10 protein-coding genes and 2 pseudogenes are annotated in these 17,958 nt (G+C 70.8%); 1 reads left to right on the forward strand and 11 read right to left on the reverse strand.

Features of this window, described 5'->3' with window-relative positions:
• Positions 1-33: 33 nt before the first annotated feature.
• The 5 genes and pseudogenes from ACXKR8_RS18840 to ACXKR8_RS18860 form a co-directional block, all read right to left on the reverse strand.
• Positions 34-1,416, reverse strand: coding sequence for an ABC transporter substrate-binding protein (locus ACXKR8_RS18840; protein WP_458274065.1), 1,383 nt, complete (start codon positions 1,414-1,416; stop codon positions 34-36).
• 228 nt (positions 1,417-1,644) lie between these two features.
• Positions 1,645-6,600 carry an NAD-glutamate dehydrogenase gene (locus ACXKR8_RS18845; RefSeq protein WP_458274066.1) on the reverse strand — a complete coding sequence of 1,652 codons (4,956 nt, stop codon included), beginning with the start codon at positions 6,598-6,600 and terminating at the stop codon, positions 1,645-1,647.
• A 201-nt stretch (positions 6,601-6,801) separates the two neighbouring features.
• Positions 6,802-8,439: an L-glutamate gamma-semialdehyde dehydrogenase gene (gene pruA / locus ACXKR8_RS18850; protein WP_458274067.1), complete on the reverse strand. Its 1,638-nt coding sequence runs from the start codon at positions 8,437-8,439 to the stop codon at positions 6,802-6,804.
• Between the two features lie 13 nt (positions 8,440-8,452).
• Positions 8,453-9,115, reverse strand: coding sequence for an HAD family hydrolase (locus ACXKR8_RS18855; protein WP_458274068.1), 663 nt, complete (start codon positions 9,113-9,115; stop codon positions 8,453-8,455).
• A 74-nt stretch (positions 9,116-9,189) separates the two neighbouring features.
• Positions 9,190-9,690 (reverse strand): annotated as a pseudogene (locus ACXKR8_RS18860) (DUF6912 family protein); the annotation flags it as partial.
• A gap of 302 nt (positions 9,691-9,992) precedes the next feature.
• Here ACXKR8_RS18860 and ACXKR8_RS18865 point away from each other — a divergent pair.
• A complete protein-coding gene (locus ACXKR8_RS18865; protein WP_458274070.1) occupies positions 9,993-10,463 on the forward strand; it encodes an Rv3235 family protein in 471 nt (156 codons plus the stop codon).
• Positions 10,464-10,493: 30 nt separating this feature from the next.
• On the opposite strand, the gene secA is transcribed toward ACXKR8_RS18865, so the two are convergent.
• The 6 genes and pseudogenes from secA to pelF form a co-directional block, all read right to left on the reverse strand.
• The gene (secA, locus tag ACXKR8_RS18870) at positions 10,494-13,262 is read right to left on the reverse strand and encodes a preprotein translocase subunit SecA (protein WP_458274071.1); all 2,769 of its coding nucleotides are present in this window, start codon (positions 13,260-13,262) and stop codon (positions 10,494-10,496) included.
• Positions 13,263-13,490: 228 nt separating this feature from the next.
• Positions 13,491-14,344, reverse strand: a pseudogene (locus ACXKR8_RS18875) (endo alpha-1,4 polygalactosaminidase).
• The gene (locus tag ACXKR8_RS18880; RefSeq protein ID WP_458274073.1) at positions 14,341-15,039 is read right to left on the reverse strand and encodes a spherulation-specific family 4 protein; all 699 of its coding nucleotides are present in this window, start codon (positions 15,037-15,039) and stop codon (positions 14,341-14,343) included. Before ACXKR8_RS18880 ends, ACXKR8_RS18875 begins: the two are co-directional and overlap by 4 nt.
• Before the next feature lie 35 nt (positions 15,040-15,074).
• Positions 15,075-15,755, reverse strand: a complete 681-nt coding sequence (locus tag ACXKR8_RS18885) for a hypothetical protein (RefSeq protein WP_462100591.1) — start codon at positions 15,753-15,755, stop codon at positions 15,075-15,077.
• A complete protein-coding gene (locus ACXKR8_RS18890) occupies positions 15,722-16,486 on the reverse strand; it encodes a hypothetical protein (RefSeq protein ID WP_462100592.1) in 765 nt (254 codons plus the stop codon). The genes ACXKR8_RS18885 and ACXKR8_RS18890 overlap by 34 nt, the downstream gene beginning before the upstream one ends.
• Positions 16,483-17,955, reverse strand: coding sequence for a GT4 family glycosyltransferase PelF (gene pelF / locus ACXKR8_RS18895; RefSeq protein WP_458274075.1), 1,473 nt, complete (start codon positions 17,953-17,955; stop codon positions 16,483-16,485). Before pelF ends, ACXKR8_RS18890 begins: the two co-directional genes overlap by 4 nt.
• Positions 17,956-17,958 lie beyond the last annotated feature (3 nt).

Below are 17,958 nucleotides of genomic sequence, written 5' to 3' on the forward strand. Positions count from 1 at the left end.
GGCCCGCCCCACCCCGCTGATGAACCGCGGTGACTACTGCGGCCAGGCGGCGTCGATGTTCGACGCCGTCTTCTGCACCGACTGGTTGCTGGCGAACCAGGCCGTGAACTCCGACCACTCCTTGCCCGAGCCGATCGCCGCCGGCATCAGGTCGGAGGCGTCGAAGCGGAAGGTCGCGGACGGGTCGGTGAGGTACTTCGCCGACAGCTGGTCGACCGGGTCGGTGTAGACCGCCGCGTCGACCCCCTGGTTGGCGGAGACCCAGCCGGTCGCCACCTTGATCCGCGAGGTTGCCCAGGCCGCGGTGGACAGGTAGTTCTGCACCGCCTGCACCTCGGGCCTGCTGGAGAACGCGGCCACGAACTCGCCGCCGCCCTCGACCGGGTCGCTCACCGACGGGTCGACGGCCGGCAGCTTGAACGCCCAGATGTCGCCGTCGGGGCCGATGTTGGTGCCCTTCGGCCACTGCGCCTCGTAGAAGGACGCCTGCTGGAGCATGGAGCACTTGCCGGTGAGGATCGGCGCGCCGGCGTCCTGGAAGGTGGTGCTGGCGACGGTGCTGACTCCGCCGAGGCCGCCGTTGACCCAGGCCGGGTTGTGCATCCAGCCCTGGACCACGTTCATCGCCGCGATGATCTTCGGGTCGCTGAACTTGATCTGGTGGCTGATCCACTGGTCGTAGACGTCGCCGCCGTACTTGCCGAGGACGACCTCCTCCAGCCAGTCGGAGGCCGGCCAGCCGGTGGCGGTGCCCGAGCCGAGCCCGCCGCACCAGGGCTTGTTCTTCCCGGCCTTGGCGATGGTGTCGCTCAGCTTCATCAGGTCGGCCCAGGTGGTCGGCACGGCGTAGCCGGCCGCCTTGAACGCCTTGGGCGAGTACCAGACCAGCGACTTCAGGTTGGCGCTCATCGGCGCCGCGTAGAAGGTGCCGTCGACGGTGCCGTAGGTCTTCCAGGCCGGGGCCCACTTGGCCTCGTTGGCGACGGTCTGGGCCGGCGGCTTGACCACCTTGCCGGTCTTCACCATCTGCTGGAGCAGACCGGGCTGGGGGATGATCGCCAGGTCGGGGGCGGTGCCGCCGCTGACCCGCACCGGGAGCTGCGACTCGAAGTCATTGGAGCCGACATAGGCGATCTTGATGCCGGTGCAGGTGCTGAACTGCTTCCAGGAGGTCTGGAGCGAGTCCGACTCCGGGCTGAGGATGGACGCGAACATGGTGACCGTGGTGCCCGCGTGCCCGGCGTAGGCCTGGTACTGGGCGCAGTCGCCGGAGAGCGCCGCGGAGGAGCCGGACGCCTTGGACGTCGGGGTGGAGCTGTTCGAACAGGCGGCGAGCAGTGCCAGTGAGGTTGCCGCGCCCACGGCCAGCACCTGTCGGTAGCGCCACCCGCCGTTCCTGCTGACCTGGTTCCGCATAAGTTGCAAGCCTCCTTGAGGGAAGTCGACCGCGCTGTCATTTCCCGATGCCGTCGGAGCGGCTTTGCAACCAAAACCACTCATGCGAGCAAGGATTGGACCATAACTTGCGTGGGAGGCCACGCCAAGGGCTCCCACAGGGTTCGTCGAGTTCATCGCCCGAACGTGACCCGGGCCGCCTTCGAATGCTTCGGAGACGGCCCGGGCGGGTACTCGACGGCAGAGCGGTCAGCGCATCGTTCCGGTACGAAGCAGTGTCCGGATCACCCGCATCGCGACGCTGAGGTTGGCGAGGTCGTAGGACTCCGCACCCCTTATGTCGTCCAGCGTCGCCCTGGCCCGGTTGACCAGCGTGGCATTGGTGCCGACCCAGGCCTCGAAGCGCTGCTCCGGGGTCGCGCCGGGGCCGCCGTGGCCCAGCAGGTCCGCGGTGAGCAGGGCGTGCGCCGCGAACAGGTCCTCGCGGATCGCGGCCCTGGCCATCGACTGCCAGCGGTCCCCGCGCGGCAGTTCGATGATCCGGTCCAGCAGTTCGGAGATCTGCAGCCGGTCGGCGAGGTCGTAGTAGAGCTCGGCGACGGTGCGGACCTCCTGCTTGGTGCGGTCGGCGACCTCGACGATGTCCAGGGCCGGGAAGACCGAGGAGAGCCCGGCCACCTTGACCGCCAGCTCGGCCGGGACGCCGGCCTCGACCAGCTCCCCGTGCACCCGGTCGAACCACTCCCGGTCGGAGCCCTGCAGCAGGTCCGGCAGCAGGCCCCAGACCTCGTCGCAGCGGTCCTTGAAGACCTCGATGGTCTCGGCGATGTCCAGCGGCTGGCGCCGGTTGTTGAGCAGCCAGCGCGTGGCCCGCTCGACCAGGCGGCGGCTGTGCAGCCGCATCCGGGTCTGCACCTCGGCCGGGACCTGGTTGTCCAGGCCCTCGATCTCGGCCCAGATGCCCTTGAGGTCGAAGATCGCCCGGGCCGCGGTGTGCGAGCGGATGATCTCCTCGAAGGTGGCCCCGGTCTCCTCCTTCAGCCGGAAGGCGAAGGTGCAACCGCCTCGGTTGATGGTCTCGTTGACCAGCACGGTGGTGATGATCTCGCGGTGCAGCGCGTGCGCGTCGATCTGCTCGGCGAAGCGCTGCTGCAGCTGCGGCGGGAAGTAGCGGTGCAGCTTGCCCTGGACGTAGGCGTCGTCGGGCAGGTCGGAGGCCAGGATCTCGTCCGCGAGGGTGATCTTGGTGTAGGCGAGCAGCACCGACAGCTCGGGCTGGGTGAGCCCGCGTCCGGCCGAGGCCCGTTCCCGGATCTGCGAGCCGTTGGGCAGGAACTCCAGGGCCCGGTTGAGGTGCCCGTCGGCGACCAGCCGCCGCATCATCCGGGAGTGCACGTCCAGCATGCTGGGGGCCTGGTCCATGGCGTTGGCCAGGGCCACGTTCTGCGCGTAGTTGTTCTCCAGCACGTGCTTGCCGATGTCGTCGGTCATCTCGGCGAGCAGGGCGTTGCGCTGCTTGACGGTCATGTCGCCGTCGATGACGACCCGGTTGAGCAGGATCTTGATGTTCACCTCGTGGTCCGAGGTGTCCACCCCGGCCGAGTTGTCGATGGCGTCGGTGTTGACCGCGCCCCCGGCACTGGCGAACTCGATCCGGCCCAGCTGGGTGGCGCCCAGGTTGCCGCCCTCACCGAGCACCTTCACCCGCAGGTCGGCGCCGTCGACCCGGATGGCGTCGTTGGCCTTGTCGCCGACCTCGGCGTTGTTCTCGGTGGACGCCTTGACGTAGGTGCCGATGCCGCCGTTCCAGAGCAGGTCGACCTGGGCCAGCAGGATCGTCTTCATCAGCTCGGCGGGGGTGAGCCGGGTGACGCCCGCCTCGATGCCGAGGGCGGACCGCATCTGCGCGGTGATGTTGATCGACTTGGCGCTGCGCGGGAAGATCCCGCCGCCGGCTGACACCAGCTTCTTGTCGTAGTCCTCCCAGGAGCTGCGCGGCAGGTCGAACAGCCGCCTGCGCTCGGCGAAGGAGCTGGCCGCGTCCGGGGCGGGGTCGATGAAGATGTGCCGGTGGTCGAAGGCCGCGACCAGCCGGATGTGCTCGCTGAGCAGCATCCCGTTGCCGAACACGTCGCCGGACATGTCGCCGATGCCGACCACGGTGAAGTCCTGGGTCTGGGTGTCGTGGCCGAGCTCGCGGAAGTGCCGCTTCACGGACTCCCAGGCGCCCTTGGCGGTGATGCCCATGCCCTTGTGGTCGTAGCCGGCCGAGCCGCCGGAGGCGAAGGCGTCGCCGAGCCAGAAGCCGTAGGAGACGGCGACCTCGTTGGCGATGTCGGAGAAGGTCGCGGTGCCCTTGTCGGCGGCGACGACCAGGTAGGTGTCGTCCCCGTCCAGCCGGACCACGTCCTTGGGCGGGACCACGCCCTTCTCGGGGACCAGGTTGTCGGTGATGTCCAGCAGTCCTGAGATGAACGTCTTGTAGGACGAGATGCCCTCGGCCAGCCAGGCGCCCCGGTCCACGTTCGGGTCGGGCAGCTGCTTGGCGACGAAGCCGCCCTTGGAGCCGACCGGGACGATCACGGTGTTCTTCACCATCTGCGCCTTGACCAGGCCCAGCACCTCGGTACGGAAGTCCTCGCGCCGGTCGGACCAGCGCAGACCGCCGCGGGCGACCTTGCCGAAGCGCAGGTGCACCCCCTCGACCTGCGGCGAGTAGACCCAGATCTCGTACGCCGGGCGGGGCGCCGGCAGGTCCGGGATGGCCTGCGGGTCGAACTTCATCGAGACGTAGGAGTGCGGCTCGCCGGTCTCCCGGTCGCGCTGGAAGAAGTTGGTCCGCAGGGTGGCCTTGATCAGGGTCAGGAAGGAGCGCAGGATCCGGTCCTCGTCCAGGCTCACCACCTGGTCCAGGGCGCCGTCCAGCTCCTCCATGATGCCGTCGGTCAGCTCCTCGCTGCCGGAGCGGTGGGCCGGCGAGAGCCTCGCCTCGAACAGGTTCACCAGCAGCCGGGTGGTGTGCACGTTGTTGGTGAGCGCGTCCTCCACGTAGTCCTGGGAGAAGGTCGACCCGGCCTGCCGCAGGTACTTGGCGTAGGCGCGCAGCACCACGGCCTGACGCCAGGTCAGCCCGGCGCGCAGGATCAGCGAGTTGAAGCCGTCGTTCTCGGCCTTGCCGGTCCAGGCGGCGGCGAAGGCCTCGTGGAAGCGCTCGCGGGCATCCTCGTTGACCCCGGACGCGATCTCGGCGGGCAGCCGCAGCCCGAAGTCGTAGACCCAGGCGTTGCTGCCGTCGCTGCGGCGCAGCTCGTACGGGTGCTCGTCCAGCACCTCGACGCCGAGCCGCTGCAGCACCGGCAGCACGTCGCTGAGCGAGACCGAGCCGCCCAGCCAGTAGATCTTGAAGCGGCGTTCGCCCTCGGCGGCGTCCACCGGCTGGTAGAGGTTCAGCCGGAAGTCGGTCGGCCCGGTCAGCGACTCCAGCCGGCGCAGGTCGGCGACGGCGGCGGCGGGCGGGAAGTCCGCGCGGTAGCCGTCGGGGAAGGCGTTGGCGTAGCGACGGGACATGTCCGCGGCGGGCTCCTCGCCGCACTCGCGGGTCAGCGCCTCGTTGAAGCCGTCGATCCAGGAGCGGGCGGACTCGGCGAGCTTGGCCTCCAGGCGCTCCACGTCGGCCTCGGTCAGCACCGGCAGCTCACTGCCGGCCGGGACCCGGACCACGAAGTGCAGCCTGGCCAGCACCGACTCGGTGTTCCAGGCGGTGTAGTCGATGGTGCTGCCGCCGAGCTCGCGCTTCAGCAGGTCCATCAGCCGCAGCCGGACCCGGGTGGTGTAGCGGTCGCGCGGCAGGTACACCAGCGCGGAGAAGTAGCGGCCGTACTCGTCCTGGCGCAGGAACAGCCGCAGCTTGCGGCGCTCCTGCAGGTAGAGCACGTTCAGCGCGACCTGGAGCAGCTCCTCCGGGTGGGTCTGGAACAGCTCGTCGCGGGGGTAGGTCTCCAGGATCTGGACCAGGTCGCGGGCGTCGTGGCTCTCCGGGGTGAAGCCGGAGTCGGCGACCACCTGCTGGACCTTGCGGCGGACCACCGGGACCCGGGTGACCGACTCGGTGTACGCGGCGGAGGAGAGCAGGCCGAGGAAGCGGCGCTCGCCGACCACGTTGCCGTCCGCGTCGAACTTCTTGACGCCGACGTAGTCCAGGTAGGACGGGCGGTGCACGGTGGAGCGGCTGTTGGCCTTGGTCAGCACCAGCAGCTTCTTCTCCCTGGCCTTGGCCCGGGCCGGGGCGGCCAGCCGGCCGAAGGAGGCCGAGGGCAGCGCCCCGCCGATCGGGTCGCCGGTGGCGTGGGCGTGCGCGCGGGGGTCGGAGCGGAGCACGCCGAGGCCGGTGCCGGTGACCGCGGAGAGCACGTCCTCGCCGTCCTCGCCCTCGGAGGTGCGGACCAGGTCGTACTCGCGGTAGCCGAGGAAGGTGAAGTGGTCGTCGGCGAGCCAGCGCAGCAGCTCCTCAGCCTCCACCACCTCCTGGAAGGCCAGCGCGCCGGGCGGGGAGGCGGCCAGGTCCTCGGCCAGGCGCAGCGCGCCGTCCCGCATCTTGGTCCAGTCCTCGACCACCTCGCGGACGTCGCCGAGGACCCGGCGCAGGTCCGCCTCGATCGAGCGGAGATCGTCGCGGTCGGTCTCGCGGTCGATCTCGATGTGCATCCAGGACTCGATCAGCACGTCCTGCGGCCGGTCCGGGTCGGCGGCGGTGCAGGCGTCCGCGTCCAGGATCTCCAGCAGCTTGCCGGTGATGTCACGGCGGACCAGCAGCTGAGGGTGGATCACCACATGGATGGCGCGGTCCTGCCGGGTCAGCTCGTTGGTGACCGAGTCCACCAGGAAGGGCATGTCGTCGGTGACCACCTCGACCACGGTGTGGCCGCAGGTCCAGCCGTTCTCCTCCACCGTGGGGGTGTGCACCCTGACTTCGGCGCTGCCCTGCGGGCGTCTCGCCGCCAGCCGGTGGTGCGAGGCTGCCGCGCCGTAGACGTCCACGGCGTCGCGGTCGAGCAGGTCTTCGGGGGCGGTGTGCAGGTAGTAGTGCTTGAGGTACGAGGCGAGGGCTCCCTCGCCCAGCTCCGCCCCCGGCCCTGTTCCCTGTTCTCCCTGGACTGCTGCCTTGCTGAGCAGTTCGGCCTTCGCTGCGTCCAGCTGGGTCTGCATGGCTGATTGGCTCCTGTCGCGCGCCGTTGCGTGACTCGGTGGTATGCGTGGGACTGGGCACGACCGCCGGGTCTGTCCGTATCCTCCCCCATGTCCGCTTGGGGAGGCGAATGACCGGCGAAAGTCCCGCGTCCTTGCGGGTTTCCCGGCGAGCCTAACCGGGGTAAGTGACACTGTCAGGGGCCGGATCGGTGCACTGCGTCAGGAACTTTGGTCCGCACTGTACGGGTTGTCCAAGTACGTGGGGCCAATAAACGTTTCCTTGATCGACCGGGGCGAGGTCCAGCGCAGCAGGTTCAGCGGCGACCCGGCCTTGTCGTTGGTGCCGGAGGCCCTGCCGCCGCCGAAGGGCTGCTGACCGACCACCGCGCCGGTGGGCTTGTCGTTGATGTAGAAGTTCCCCGCCGCGAACCGCAGTTTGCGGGTGGCCAGGGCGATGGCGGCCCGGTCCTGGGCGATCACCGCGCCGGTCAGCGCGTACGGGGCGACCGACTCCAGCTGGTCCAGGGTCTGCTCCCAGCGGCCGTCCTCGTACACGTGCACGGCCAGGATCGGGCCGAAGTACTCGGTGGAGAAGATCTCATGGCGCGGATCGGTGACCATGATCACAGTGGGGCTGACGAAGTAGCCGATGGCGTCGTCGCAGTGGCCCCCGGCCACGATGTCCAGGCTGTGGTCGTTGCGGGCCCGGTCGATGGCGTCCCGGTTCCTGGCATAGGCGCGGGCGTCGATCAGCGCGCCCATGAAGTTGGAGAAGTCGCTGACGTCCCCGGCGGTCAGCGCGTCGACCTCGGCCAGGAACTCCTCCCTGACCGCCCGCCAGAGGCTGCGCGGGACGTACGCGCGGGAGGCCGCCGAGCACTTCTGGCCCTGGTACTCGAAGGCGCCGCGGACCAACGCCGACCGCAGCACCGCCGGGTCGGCGCTGGGGTGGGCGACCACGAAGTCCTTGCCGCCGGTCTCGCCGACCAGCCGGGGATAGCCGCGGTAGCCGCCGATGTTCAGGCCCACCGTCTGCCAGAGCTGCTGGAAGGTACGGGTGGAGCCGGTGAAGTGGACCCCGGCCAGATCCCGGTGCGGCAGGGCCACCTGGGACAGCGCCTGGCCGTCGCCGGTCACCATGTTGATCACCCCCGGCGGCAGCCCGGCCGCCTCCAGCAGCCGCATGGTGTACCAGGCCGACAGGGTCTGCGTCGGCGCGGGCTTCCAGACCACGGTGTTGCCCATCAGCGCGGGCGCGGTGGGCAGGTTCCCGGCGATGGCGGTGAAGTTGAAGGGGGTGATCGCGCAGACGAAGCCCTCCAGCGGCCGGTGGTCGCTGCGGTTCCACACCCCGCTGCCGCTGACCGGCTGCTCCTCCAGGATCTGCCGGGCGAAGCGGACGTTCCAGCGCCAGAAGTCCACCAGCTCGCAGGGCGCGTCGATCTCGGCCTGCTGCGCGGTCTTGGACTGGCCCAGCATGGTCGCCGCGGCCAGGGTCTCCCGCCAGGGGCCCGCCAGCAGGTCGGCGGCCTTGAGGAAGATCGCGGCCCGGTCGTCGAAGGACAGCTCCCGCCAGGCCGGCGCGGCCTTCAGCGCGGCGTCGACCGCGAGTTGGACGTCCTCCCGGGTGGCGTTGCCCAGCACGCCGAGCTTGGCCGCGTGGTGGTGCGGCTGGACCACCTCGATCCGCTCGCCGCCGCCCATCCGCCGCACCCCGCCGACGGTCATCTGCAGCGGGACGTACTCGCCGGCGAGAGTGGAGAGCCGTGACTCGATCCGGCTCCGCTCCGGACTGCCCGGGGCGTACCCCTGGATCGGCTCGTTCACGGGCAGCGGTACCTGCGTGACAGCGTCCATACGTCTTATGCTGTCACGATTTGACCAGTTCCTGGGCGTATGCGATGGCCTGCGCCAGGGTGTCGGCGACCGGCACCCCGACCTGTTCGAGCTCGGAACGCGCGTGCGCGCCGCCGCTGTAGAGCACCGCGTGCGCGCCGACGTGCGCCGCCGCCACCGCGTCGTCCACCACGTCCCCGATCAGCACCGTCCGCGCCGGGTCCACCGCGGGGACGATCGCGGCCAGGTGCCGGACCAGGTGCTCGGCCTTGCCGCTCACCCCGCTGGTGCTGACCCGGCCGTCCACCCGGGCGAAGTACTGCTCCAGCCCGAACCGGCGGACCAGCGGCAGCAGTTCCTCGTGCCCGTACATCGACAGCAGCGACTGCGAGCTGCCCCGGCCGGACCAGTCGGCGAGCAGCAGCTCGACGCCGGCCGAGAGGCCGCAGGTGTCGCGGAGGGTCTCGTAGTGGCTGTGGAACGAGGCGTCCATCCGCAGCCACTCCTCCGGCGTCGGCGCGCGGCCCATCAGCTGCTCGTAGAAGTCGACCACGGGAATCCGGTACTGCTCGCGGTACTGCTGCACCGTGAGCGGCGGGAGGCTGATCTCGGCGAAGGCCGCGTTGCTCGCGGCGACGACGACCTCGACGTCGTCGAAGAGGGTGCCGTTCCAGTCCCAGACGATATGTGCGCGCATGCCCTCACCGTATCCGGGAGCACCGTCAGCCCAGCCGTCGGCCCGTCGGCCGGCCAGCGGTCAGCCCAGCAGGCCGGGATCTCCTGGTTGGCGAACCAGAGCAGCTCATGGTCCTCGGCGCCGTCCACCACGAAGCGGGCGTCCTCGTCCCCGGTGTCGGCCGCGGCGACCGCCGCCACCGCCGCGGTGACGTCCTCCCGCACCTCGGCGTCGTCGGCGTCGGCGTGCACGGCGGCGGCCTTGGCCATCGCCAGCGGCTCGGACAGGGTCACCGCGCCCAGCGCGGCCGGGTCGCTGTGCTCGTCGTCGTTGCGCAGCGCGACCGCCTGGTCCGGGACGTCCACGGCCACCACCACCCGGCGGCGCGGGGCCTCGGCGTCGTCCGCCAGCAGCCGCAGCGAGGACTGCGCGGCGCGGACCAGGGCCGCGTACTCCAGTTCCTCGATGTCGTCGCTCAGATACCACTCGCGCAGGGCCGGGGTGACCGCGTAGGCCCGCAGCGGCGCGGGGCCGAGGGTTCCGGTCCCGTGCGCCTGCGCGAGGGCGTTCATGGTGGTGGGCACGTACACGCGCATCGGGGGTGCTCCGGGTGACGGTGGGGCGGGACGGGTTCAGGTGCTCAGCATAGGCGGCAGATTGGCGGCTGCGGAGAGTCACCGATCGTGTGGGATCTGACTGCTGTGCGTGACCGGTCCGGCTTCGGACCTCCGGGCATCAGTGCTGGTCAGAGCCTACTTTTCACTCGGATAGGTGAACTTCGCGGTGCCCGCCGCCGACCGGTCCGGTTGCTTGCCGACGCCGGTCGCCGGGGGTACCACAGACCTGTGCGGCGGCGCTGTCGCCGCGGCACCGTGTACCAGTTACGGGGGTAACCGACATGGTTGAGACATCCAGCTGCCGACCGGGCCCGCGCCCGGCACCGGCACCGGCCCCGGCCGGGGCGCGGCTGGGCCGGGTGCACGGGGTCGGCGCCAGGCCCCGGGCCTGCGGGCCCGCGCCGACCAGGACCCGCCACAACGCGGTGGCCGGCCACTACGCCCAGCGGCTGCTCGAAGTGCTCAGCGGGCACCGGGTCTGCGACCAGCTCGCCGTGCTGACCACCGAGGAGGTCTACGACGATGTGCAGACCCTGGTCAAACGCCGGCTGCTGCGGGCCCCGGGCAACGCCCTGCCGGTGCTGGGGCGGGTCTTCGACGACTCCCCCGCGCCGGGGGTGCTGGAGGTCACCGCGACGGTCGGCGTCGGCGACCGGGTGGAACTGCTGGCGTTCCGGCTGGAGCAGCACAGCCCCCCGCGCCGGCCGGAAACCACGACATGGCGGTTCACCGCCCTGGAAACCAGGTGGTGAACCGCCATGCCGGTGCTCTGTGCGCTGCCGCTACTTCTTGCGGCGGCGGCCCTTGGCGGCCTTGCGGCGCTCGGCGCGGGTGCCGGCCTCGCCGTCGCCGTCCACGTCGTCCTCGAACTCGCCGGCCACGAAGTCGCCCTCGACCACGCCGCCGTCACCGTCCACCGAGGGGGCGGTGTAGTGCAGCCGGTCCGGACGCCGCGGGGCCTCCAGGCCCTTGGCGCGGATCTCCGGGCGGGCGTCCTCCGGGGCCTTGTCCAGCTGGATGCCGTCGGCCTCCGGCAGCGGAACCTCCTCGACCTGCTGCTCGACCTGGACCTCCAGGTTGAACAGGTAGCCGACGGACTCCTCCTTGATGCCCTCCATCATGGCGGCGAACATGTCGAAGCCCTCGCGCTGGTACTCGACCAGCGGGTCGCGCTGGGCCAGCGCCCGCATGCCGATGCCCTCCTGGAGGTAGTCCATCTCGTAGAGGTGCTCGCGCCAGCGGCGGTCGAGCACCGAGAGCACGACCCGGCGCTCCAGCTCCCGCATCACCGTCTCGCCGAGCTGGCTCTCCCGCTCGACGTACTTGGTGTGCAGGTCCTCGCGGACCGCCTCGGCGAGCAGCTCCGAGGTGATCCCGGAGCGGTCGCCCTCCTCGTCCTCCAGGTCCTCGACGGTCAGGCTGATCGGGTAGAGCTGGCCCAGCGCCTGCCACAGCTTGTCGAAGTCCCACTCCTCGGCGAAGCCGTCGGCCGTGGCGTTCTTCACGTAGGCGTTGACGGTGTCGTCCATGAAGTGGTCGATCTGCTCGCGCAGGTCCTCGCCCTGCAGGACGCGGCGGCGCTCGCCGTAGATGACCTCGCGCTGGCGGCTCAGCACCTCGTCGTACTTGAGCACGTTCTTGCGGATCTCGAAGTTCTGCTGCTCGACCTGGGTCTGTGCCGAGGCGATGGCGCGGGTCACCATCTTGGACTCGATCGGCACGTCCTCGGGGACGTTCGCCATCGACAGCACGCGCTCGACCATGCCGGCCTTGAACAGCCGCATCAGGTCGTCGCCCAGGGACAGGTAGAAGCGGGACTCGCCCGGGTCGCCCTGACGGCCGGAGCGGCCGCGCAGCTGGTTGTCGATCCGGCGGGACTCGTGCCGCTCGGTGCCGAGGACGTAGAGGCCGCCCAGCTCCTGGACCTCCTCCTGCTCCGCCTTGACCGCGGACTTGGCCTTGTCCAGGGCCTCGCCCCAGGCGGCCTCGTACTCCTCGGGGGTGTCCACCGGGGAGAGGCCGCGCTGGGCCAGCTCGGCGGAGGCGAGGTGCTCGGGGTTGCCGCCGAGCATGATGTCGGTGCCTCGTCCGGCCATGTTGGTGGCGACGGTGACGGCGCCGCGGCGACCGGCCTGCGCGACGACCTGGGCCTCGCGCTCGTGGTGCTTGGCGTTGAGGACCTCGTGCTGGACCCCGCGCTTGCGCAGCTCCTGGGCCAGGTACTCGGACTTCTCCACGCTGGTGGTGCCGACCAGGATCGGCTGGCCCTTCTCGTGCTTCTCCACGATGTCCTCGACCACGGCCGCGAACTTGGCCGGCTCGGACTTGTAGATCAGGTCGGGCTGGTCGATCCGGACCCGGTCCCGGTTCGGCGGGATCGGGACCACGCCGAGCTTGTAGATCTGGTGGAACTCGGCCGCCTCGGTCTGGGCGGTACCGGTCATCCCGGAGAGCTTGTCGTACAGCCGGAAGAAGTTCTGCAGGGTGATGGTGGCCAGGGTCTGGTTCTCGTTCTGGACCTCCACCCCCTCCTTGGCCTCGATCGCCTGGTGCATGCCCTCGTTGTAGCGGCGGCCGGCCAGGATACGGCCGGTGTGCTCGTCGACGATCATGACCTCGCCGTTCATGACGACGTAGTCCTTGTCGTTCTTGTAGAGCTCCTTCGCCTTGATGGCGTTGTTCAGGAAGCCCACCAGCGGGGTGTTCACCGACTCGTAGAGGTTGTCGATGCCCAGGTAGTCCTCGACCCGGGTGACGCCGACCTCGAGCACGCCGACGGTCCGCTTCTTCTCGTCGACCTCGTAGTCGCGGTCGATCTTCAGCCGGTTGACCAGTTTGGCGAAGTCGCCGTACCACTTGGTGGCCTGGTCGGCCGGTCCGGAGATGATCAGCGGCGTACGGGCCTCGTCGATCAGGATCGAGTCGACCTCGTCGACCACCGCGAAGTTGTGGCCGCGCTGCACCAGTTCGTCCTGGGACCAGGCCATGTTGTCGCGCAGGTAGTCGAAGCCGAACTCGTTGTTGGTGCCGTAGGTGATGTCGCAGGCGTACTGCGCGCGGCGCTCGGCCGGGGTCATGTTGGCCAGGATCACGCCGACCTCGAGGCCGAGGAAGCGGTGCACCCGGCCCATCCACTCCGAGTCGCGCTCGGCGAGGTAGTCGTTGGTCGTGATCAGGTGCACGCCCTTGCCGGACAGCGCGTTCAGGTAGGTCGGCAGCGTGCCGACCAGGGTCTTGCCCTCACCGGTACCCATCTCGGCGACGTACCCCAGGTGCAGCGCCGTGCCACCCATGATCTGGACGTCGTAGTGGCGCTGGCCGAGGGTGCGCTTGGCCGCCTCGCGGACAGTCGCGAATGCCTCAGGGAGGAGATCGTCCAGGGACTCGCCGCCGGCGTAACGCTCCCGGTACTCGTCGGTGAGCGCACGCAGCTCTGCGTCCGTCAGGTTGACGAAGTCCTCTTCGATGGAATTGACCTGGGCGGCAATGCGGTGCAGCTTGCGAAGGATCTTGCCTTCGCCTGCGCGCAGGATCTTGTCGAAGACGGACACGTGAACTGGCTCCTTGCCTGGGCTGGCACTGGGCGGTCTGTGCGCTGGAGTACCGCGCACCGGCGATGGAGACGCACCACCGCGTGGCCATCGTATGCGAGGAAACGAGCGGGCCGGGAGGTCCGTCAGCAGACCAGCTCGGTGTCACCCCCACGAGTGGGGCGATCGACCGTCACGATAAGCCGCGAAGCAGACAAATGGATGGCTTCCTCCTGGTGGACCGATCCCTCAGCAGCTGCGCCGCCAGGCGTCCAGGGCCGGGTGCTTGAGCAGGGCGCTGAAGCGCAGCCGGCGGGCGTCCGGGCAGAAGCCGGCGAGCGGCAGATCGTACTCGGCCTCGAACACCGCCTTGCCCTGCTGGATGAAGGGGACCAGCTCCGCGCACTCCCGGTACTCCGCACACTGTTCGTCCACCGCGAAGTCGAAGTCGCCGACGAGCTGGGGAATCTGGTCGAGGTCGTTCTTGAGGCCGACCGCCAGGCCGCGGGCGTGGGCCAGACCGGCCACCATCCGGTTGAAGGCGAGCTGGTCGGCCGCGGTGAGCGGGAAGCCCGAGTGGTTGTCGTAGCCGTCGACATTGTCGGGTTCCACCGCGTCGAAGCCCTTCGCCCGGCACATGTCGAAGCGGCCCGCGATGATCGGCCGCAGCAGCGCCAGCCCGCGCACGTCCAGCCAGCGCTCGCCCGGCCAGCCGTCGCCCGCGCCCAGCAGCACCGCCGGATAGGTGGAGCGGTCCGGACGGAAGTCCTCATAGGCGCCGACGTTGACGTAGCAGATCGCCTTGCGGCCCTTGGCGTGCAGGGCGGCCACCACGGCGGCGCCGTTGTCGAAGCCGTCGATGTCGTAGACGGCGGCGTCGACGTTGATGTCCACGGTCCTGCTGAGCTGCCACTGCCAGCTCTCGCCGGGGCCGGCTGCCAACGGGGCCCCGGGCTGTGGGCGGCGGCGCTGGCGGCGGCCGGGCCGGGGGCGGCGCCGCTGGGGATGCCGTCCGAGGAGCCGCCGCCACCCGGACTGCATCCGGCGGACAGCAGCAGTAGCGCGCTGCCGCAGAGCGCGAGCAGCCGCGCGGTACGGCTCAGCACACCTCGCTGCCCTGTCGCAGGAACTGCGGCATCAGCACCGACCAGGGGTTGTCGCCCGCCCCCGGCGTCGCATAGCAGTACTCCGCCCCGTACTGCCGGGCGAACCGGGCGACCAGCCCGCAGGCCTCCGCCGGGGCGGTGTGCACCAGGTGCCCGAAGCGCTCCGCCGGGAAGTCCGTGGTCCAGGCCGGGACCCGGAGCCGCTGGTAGGTCTCCCAGGCTCCTTCGAAGGTGATCACCACATCCGCGATCCTGGCATAGCCGGGGTCGGGGTGGACCCCGGGGTTGAGGACCACCTGCCGGGCCTCCAGCGAACGGGCCGCCACCGCCAGCCGCCGGTAGTGCGGCAACAGCTCGGGATCGGAACCGGCCTGGTCCAGGAACACCCCGTCGACCCCGTACCAGTCCTGGTAGCGCTCCAGGTCGGCGACCACCTCGCGGTGGCCGCGGCCGCCGTAGTCGGTGTCCACATAGCCGAGCAGCGGGATCCCGGCCGCCCGCAGCGTGGCCGCTGCCTCGGCGAACTCCGGCTGCGGCGCGTCGCCCGGCCCGCTGGCCGGATTGAACACCACCCAGGCCACCTCGCCAGCCTGCGCGGCCACCGCGTCCCAGGCCTCCGGCTCCGTCCCCGGATAGACGTACAGGGGGACCAGCAGCCGTCGCTCGCTGCCCTCACGGGTCGTCAATTCCACTCCACAGATAGCAGGTCAAAAGGCTTCCAGGGCGTTCAGCGGTGCACGGTGACCCGCCCCAGCGACCAGCAGGCCACCGCGACCAGCAGCAGCGCCGCTATACCGCCGACGGCGACCTCGGTGGCCCCGGCGACGGTCGCGGCGGCGGCCGGGGTGCAGATGCCCGCGGCGGCCCAGGCCGAGCCGAGGGCCTGGAGCAGCAGCGCGGTCCAGATGGTGGCCCCCAGTGCGAGCAGCCCCGGCAGTTCGGTGCCGACCGGCCCCACCGGCCCCTTGGCCAGGGCCGCGCCCATCGCCCCGCCCAGCAGTGCGAGCAGGCCCAGGTAGGTCAGCAGGCCCACCGCCATCGACCGGGCCGAGAGCAGCGCGAAGCCGCGCATGCTGTGGGCCGCCCGCAGCGCGCCGTGGATCCGGTTGCGGTAGCCGTAGAGCAGCCACTCGGCCGGCCCCATGCTGACTGTCAGCGCCAGCATCGGGGCCACGTCGAGATGGCCGCCGCGCAGCGCGATCCCCAGCGTGAGCAGGGACATCGCCATGCCGAACAGGCCGTGCGGAATGGAGGCCCGGACCGGCGGCAGCGGTTCGACGGCGGTGTCGTCGTCGGTGTCGCGCAACTGCTTCCGCAGCTCACGACCGGCCTGGCCGACCGCCAGCAGCACGGTGCAGACCAGCAGCAGCGCGGTCAGCGGGGTCGGCCGGAACAGCCCCAGCAGCACGGCCGTCCCCCGAGCGCGGCCGGGACCAGGGTCAGCAGCAGGACCCGCTCCCGGCCGAGGACCAGCAGCACGCAGGAGCCGCCGAGGTAGAGCGCCTGCCCGAAGCAGAACAGCAGCACCCCGCCGACGTCCCGCCCGCCGGCCAGGGCGCCCACCAGCGCGCCGAGCACCCCGAGCCCGGCCCCGACGAACGCGCCCCGCAGCAGGCAGCGCCCGGCCGAGCGGCGCAGGCCGCGTCCGAGCCGGTGGTGGGTGCGGTGGGCCAGCGCCTGGTTCCAGGCCCAGTTGAACAGGACCGAGAGCGCCAGCGCGAAGGTGCCGTGCGGCAGGCCGCCGGCGTCGGCGGGGCCGGTCAGCAGCGGCGCGCCGAGCGGGAAGCCGAGCCCGGGCAGGGCGTAGAGCACCCCGCGCAGCACACTGGTGGGCAGCGAACTGTGCCAGGGGGACGGTGCGGCGGTCGGCTCCGGATAGCTGCGCGGGGTCTCCGCGTAGAGGTCCTCGGCGAGTTCGAAGGCGTCGGACCGGCCGTAGTGGCGCTGGATCTGACGATCCGTCACCCCTTCCGCCTCGATCGCGGCGGCGACCTCGAAGGAGTGCACTGCGGTCGCGGCGACCCCGCCGAAGCGGTGCGCCGCCTCCTCGGCCGGGTCCATCGGGGTGGTGGGCCTGGGCAGGATCTTCGGCAGCGGATTCAGCCGCACCCCCGCCAGCAGTTCAAGGACGGCGCTCACACCAGGGCCTCGATTCGGGTCGTCGCGGCCGGGGACCACATCGTCCTGGGGTCCTCCAGCAGGGCGTCGTAGACACCGCGGAAGGTGGCCACGGTGCGGCCCAGGGTGAACTGCTCGATGACCCGGTTCCGGGCCGCGTCGCCCAACTCCTGCCGCCGCTGCGGATCCCGGAGCAGGCTCAGCGCCGCCCTGGCCATGGCCTCGGGCTCCCTCGGCGGGACCACGAGACCGGTGTCGGCGACGGCCTCGCGGACCCCGCCGACGTCGGTGGACACGGTGGCCCGCCCGCAGGACATCGCCTCGATCAGGGAGAACGGGAAGCCCTCGGAGATGCTGGAGAGCATCACCACGCTGCCGGCCGCGTAGGCGTGCCGGACGGTGTCGATCCGCCCCTCGAAGACGACTCCCTCGGCCACCCCCAGCTCGGCGGCGAGCGCCCGGCAGTCCTCCTGGTACTGCTCGCCGCCGGCCGGGGCGGCGCCGAAGAGGCGCAGCCTCGCGTTGGGAATCTCGGCCCTGACCAGCGCGAACGCCCGGATCAGGGTCTCCAGGTCCTTGATCGGGTCGACCCGGCCGGCCCAGCTGAGGGTGGGGATCTCCGGCTCGGGTCCCGCGTAGGGGAAGAGCTCGGGGTCGACCCCGTTGTAGACGGTGCGGATGCGCTGCGGGTCGCAGCCGCCGCGTTCCTCCCAGCGCCGGTTGTAGCGGTTGCAGGGGGTGATCAGATCCGCCCCCCGGTAGCCCTCGGTGGCGAGCAGCCGGAAGAAGCCCAGGATCAGCGCCTTGACCGGCCAGCGGTAGGGCGCCGAGCGATAGCTCAGATAGCGTTCACGCAGGTAGATGCCGTGTTCCGAGAGTAGCAGCGGCACCCCGTGGAAGCGGCGTGCGGTCAGCCCGGGCAGCACCGCGAGACCGCCGGTGACCACGTGGGCGACGCCCCGGCTGGGCGGCTGCACCGCGAGCGGGCGCAGCGCGTGCTCCAGCAGGTCGGTGGCCTCCAGTGCGTCCTGGACGGTGGGGCGGGAGGCATGGGTGGCCAGGAAGGGGCGCTGCCAGAGCTTCTGCAGCGAGCGGACCGCCCCCTCGGTACGGAGCGCGGCCGTCAACGAGCCGCCGGTGAGGGCGAACTCGGCCAGCTCGTACAGCTCGTCGGCGAAGTACTTCTCGAAGTCGACGTCCAGCAGCGCCAGCAGGAAGCGCTCGTACCCGGCCAGGAAGCGGCGCAGGGCGCGGCCGCGCGGCGGGGCGCCCACGGGGGTGCGGCCCCAGAGCGGAACCGAGCTGACCGAGGCGACATGCGGCGGCAGCTCCCAGACATGCGGTTCGCGACCGCTGCCGGTGATGCCGAGGACATGGAAGCGCACGTCCGGCATGCCCTGCACCAGCTGGTCGCACCAGACGCTCACTCCCCCGTGCACATAGGGGTAGGTGCCCTCGGTGAGAAGGGTGACCTCGGTCGGTCCGGTCATCTT

The sequence above is a fragment of the Streptacidiphilus sp. PAMC 29251 genome, assembly GCF_054208735.2.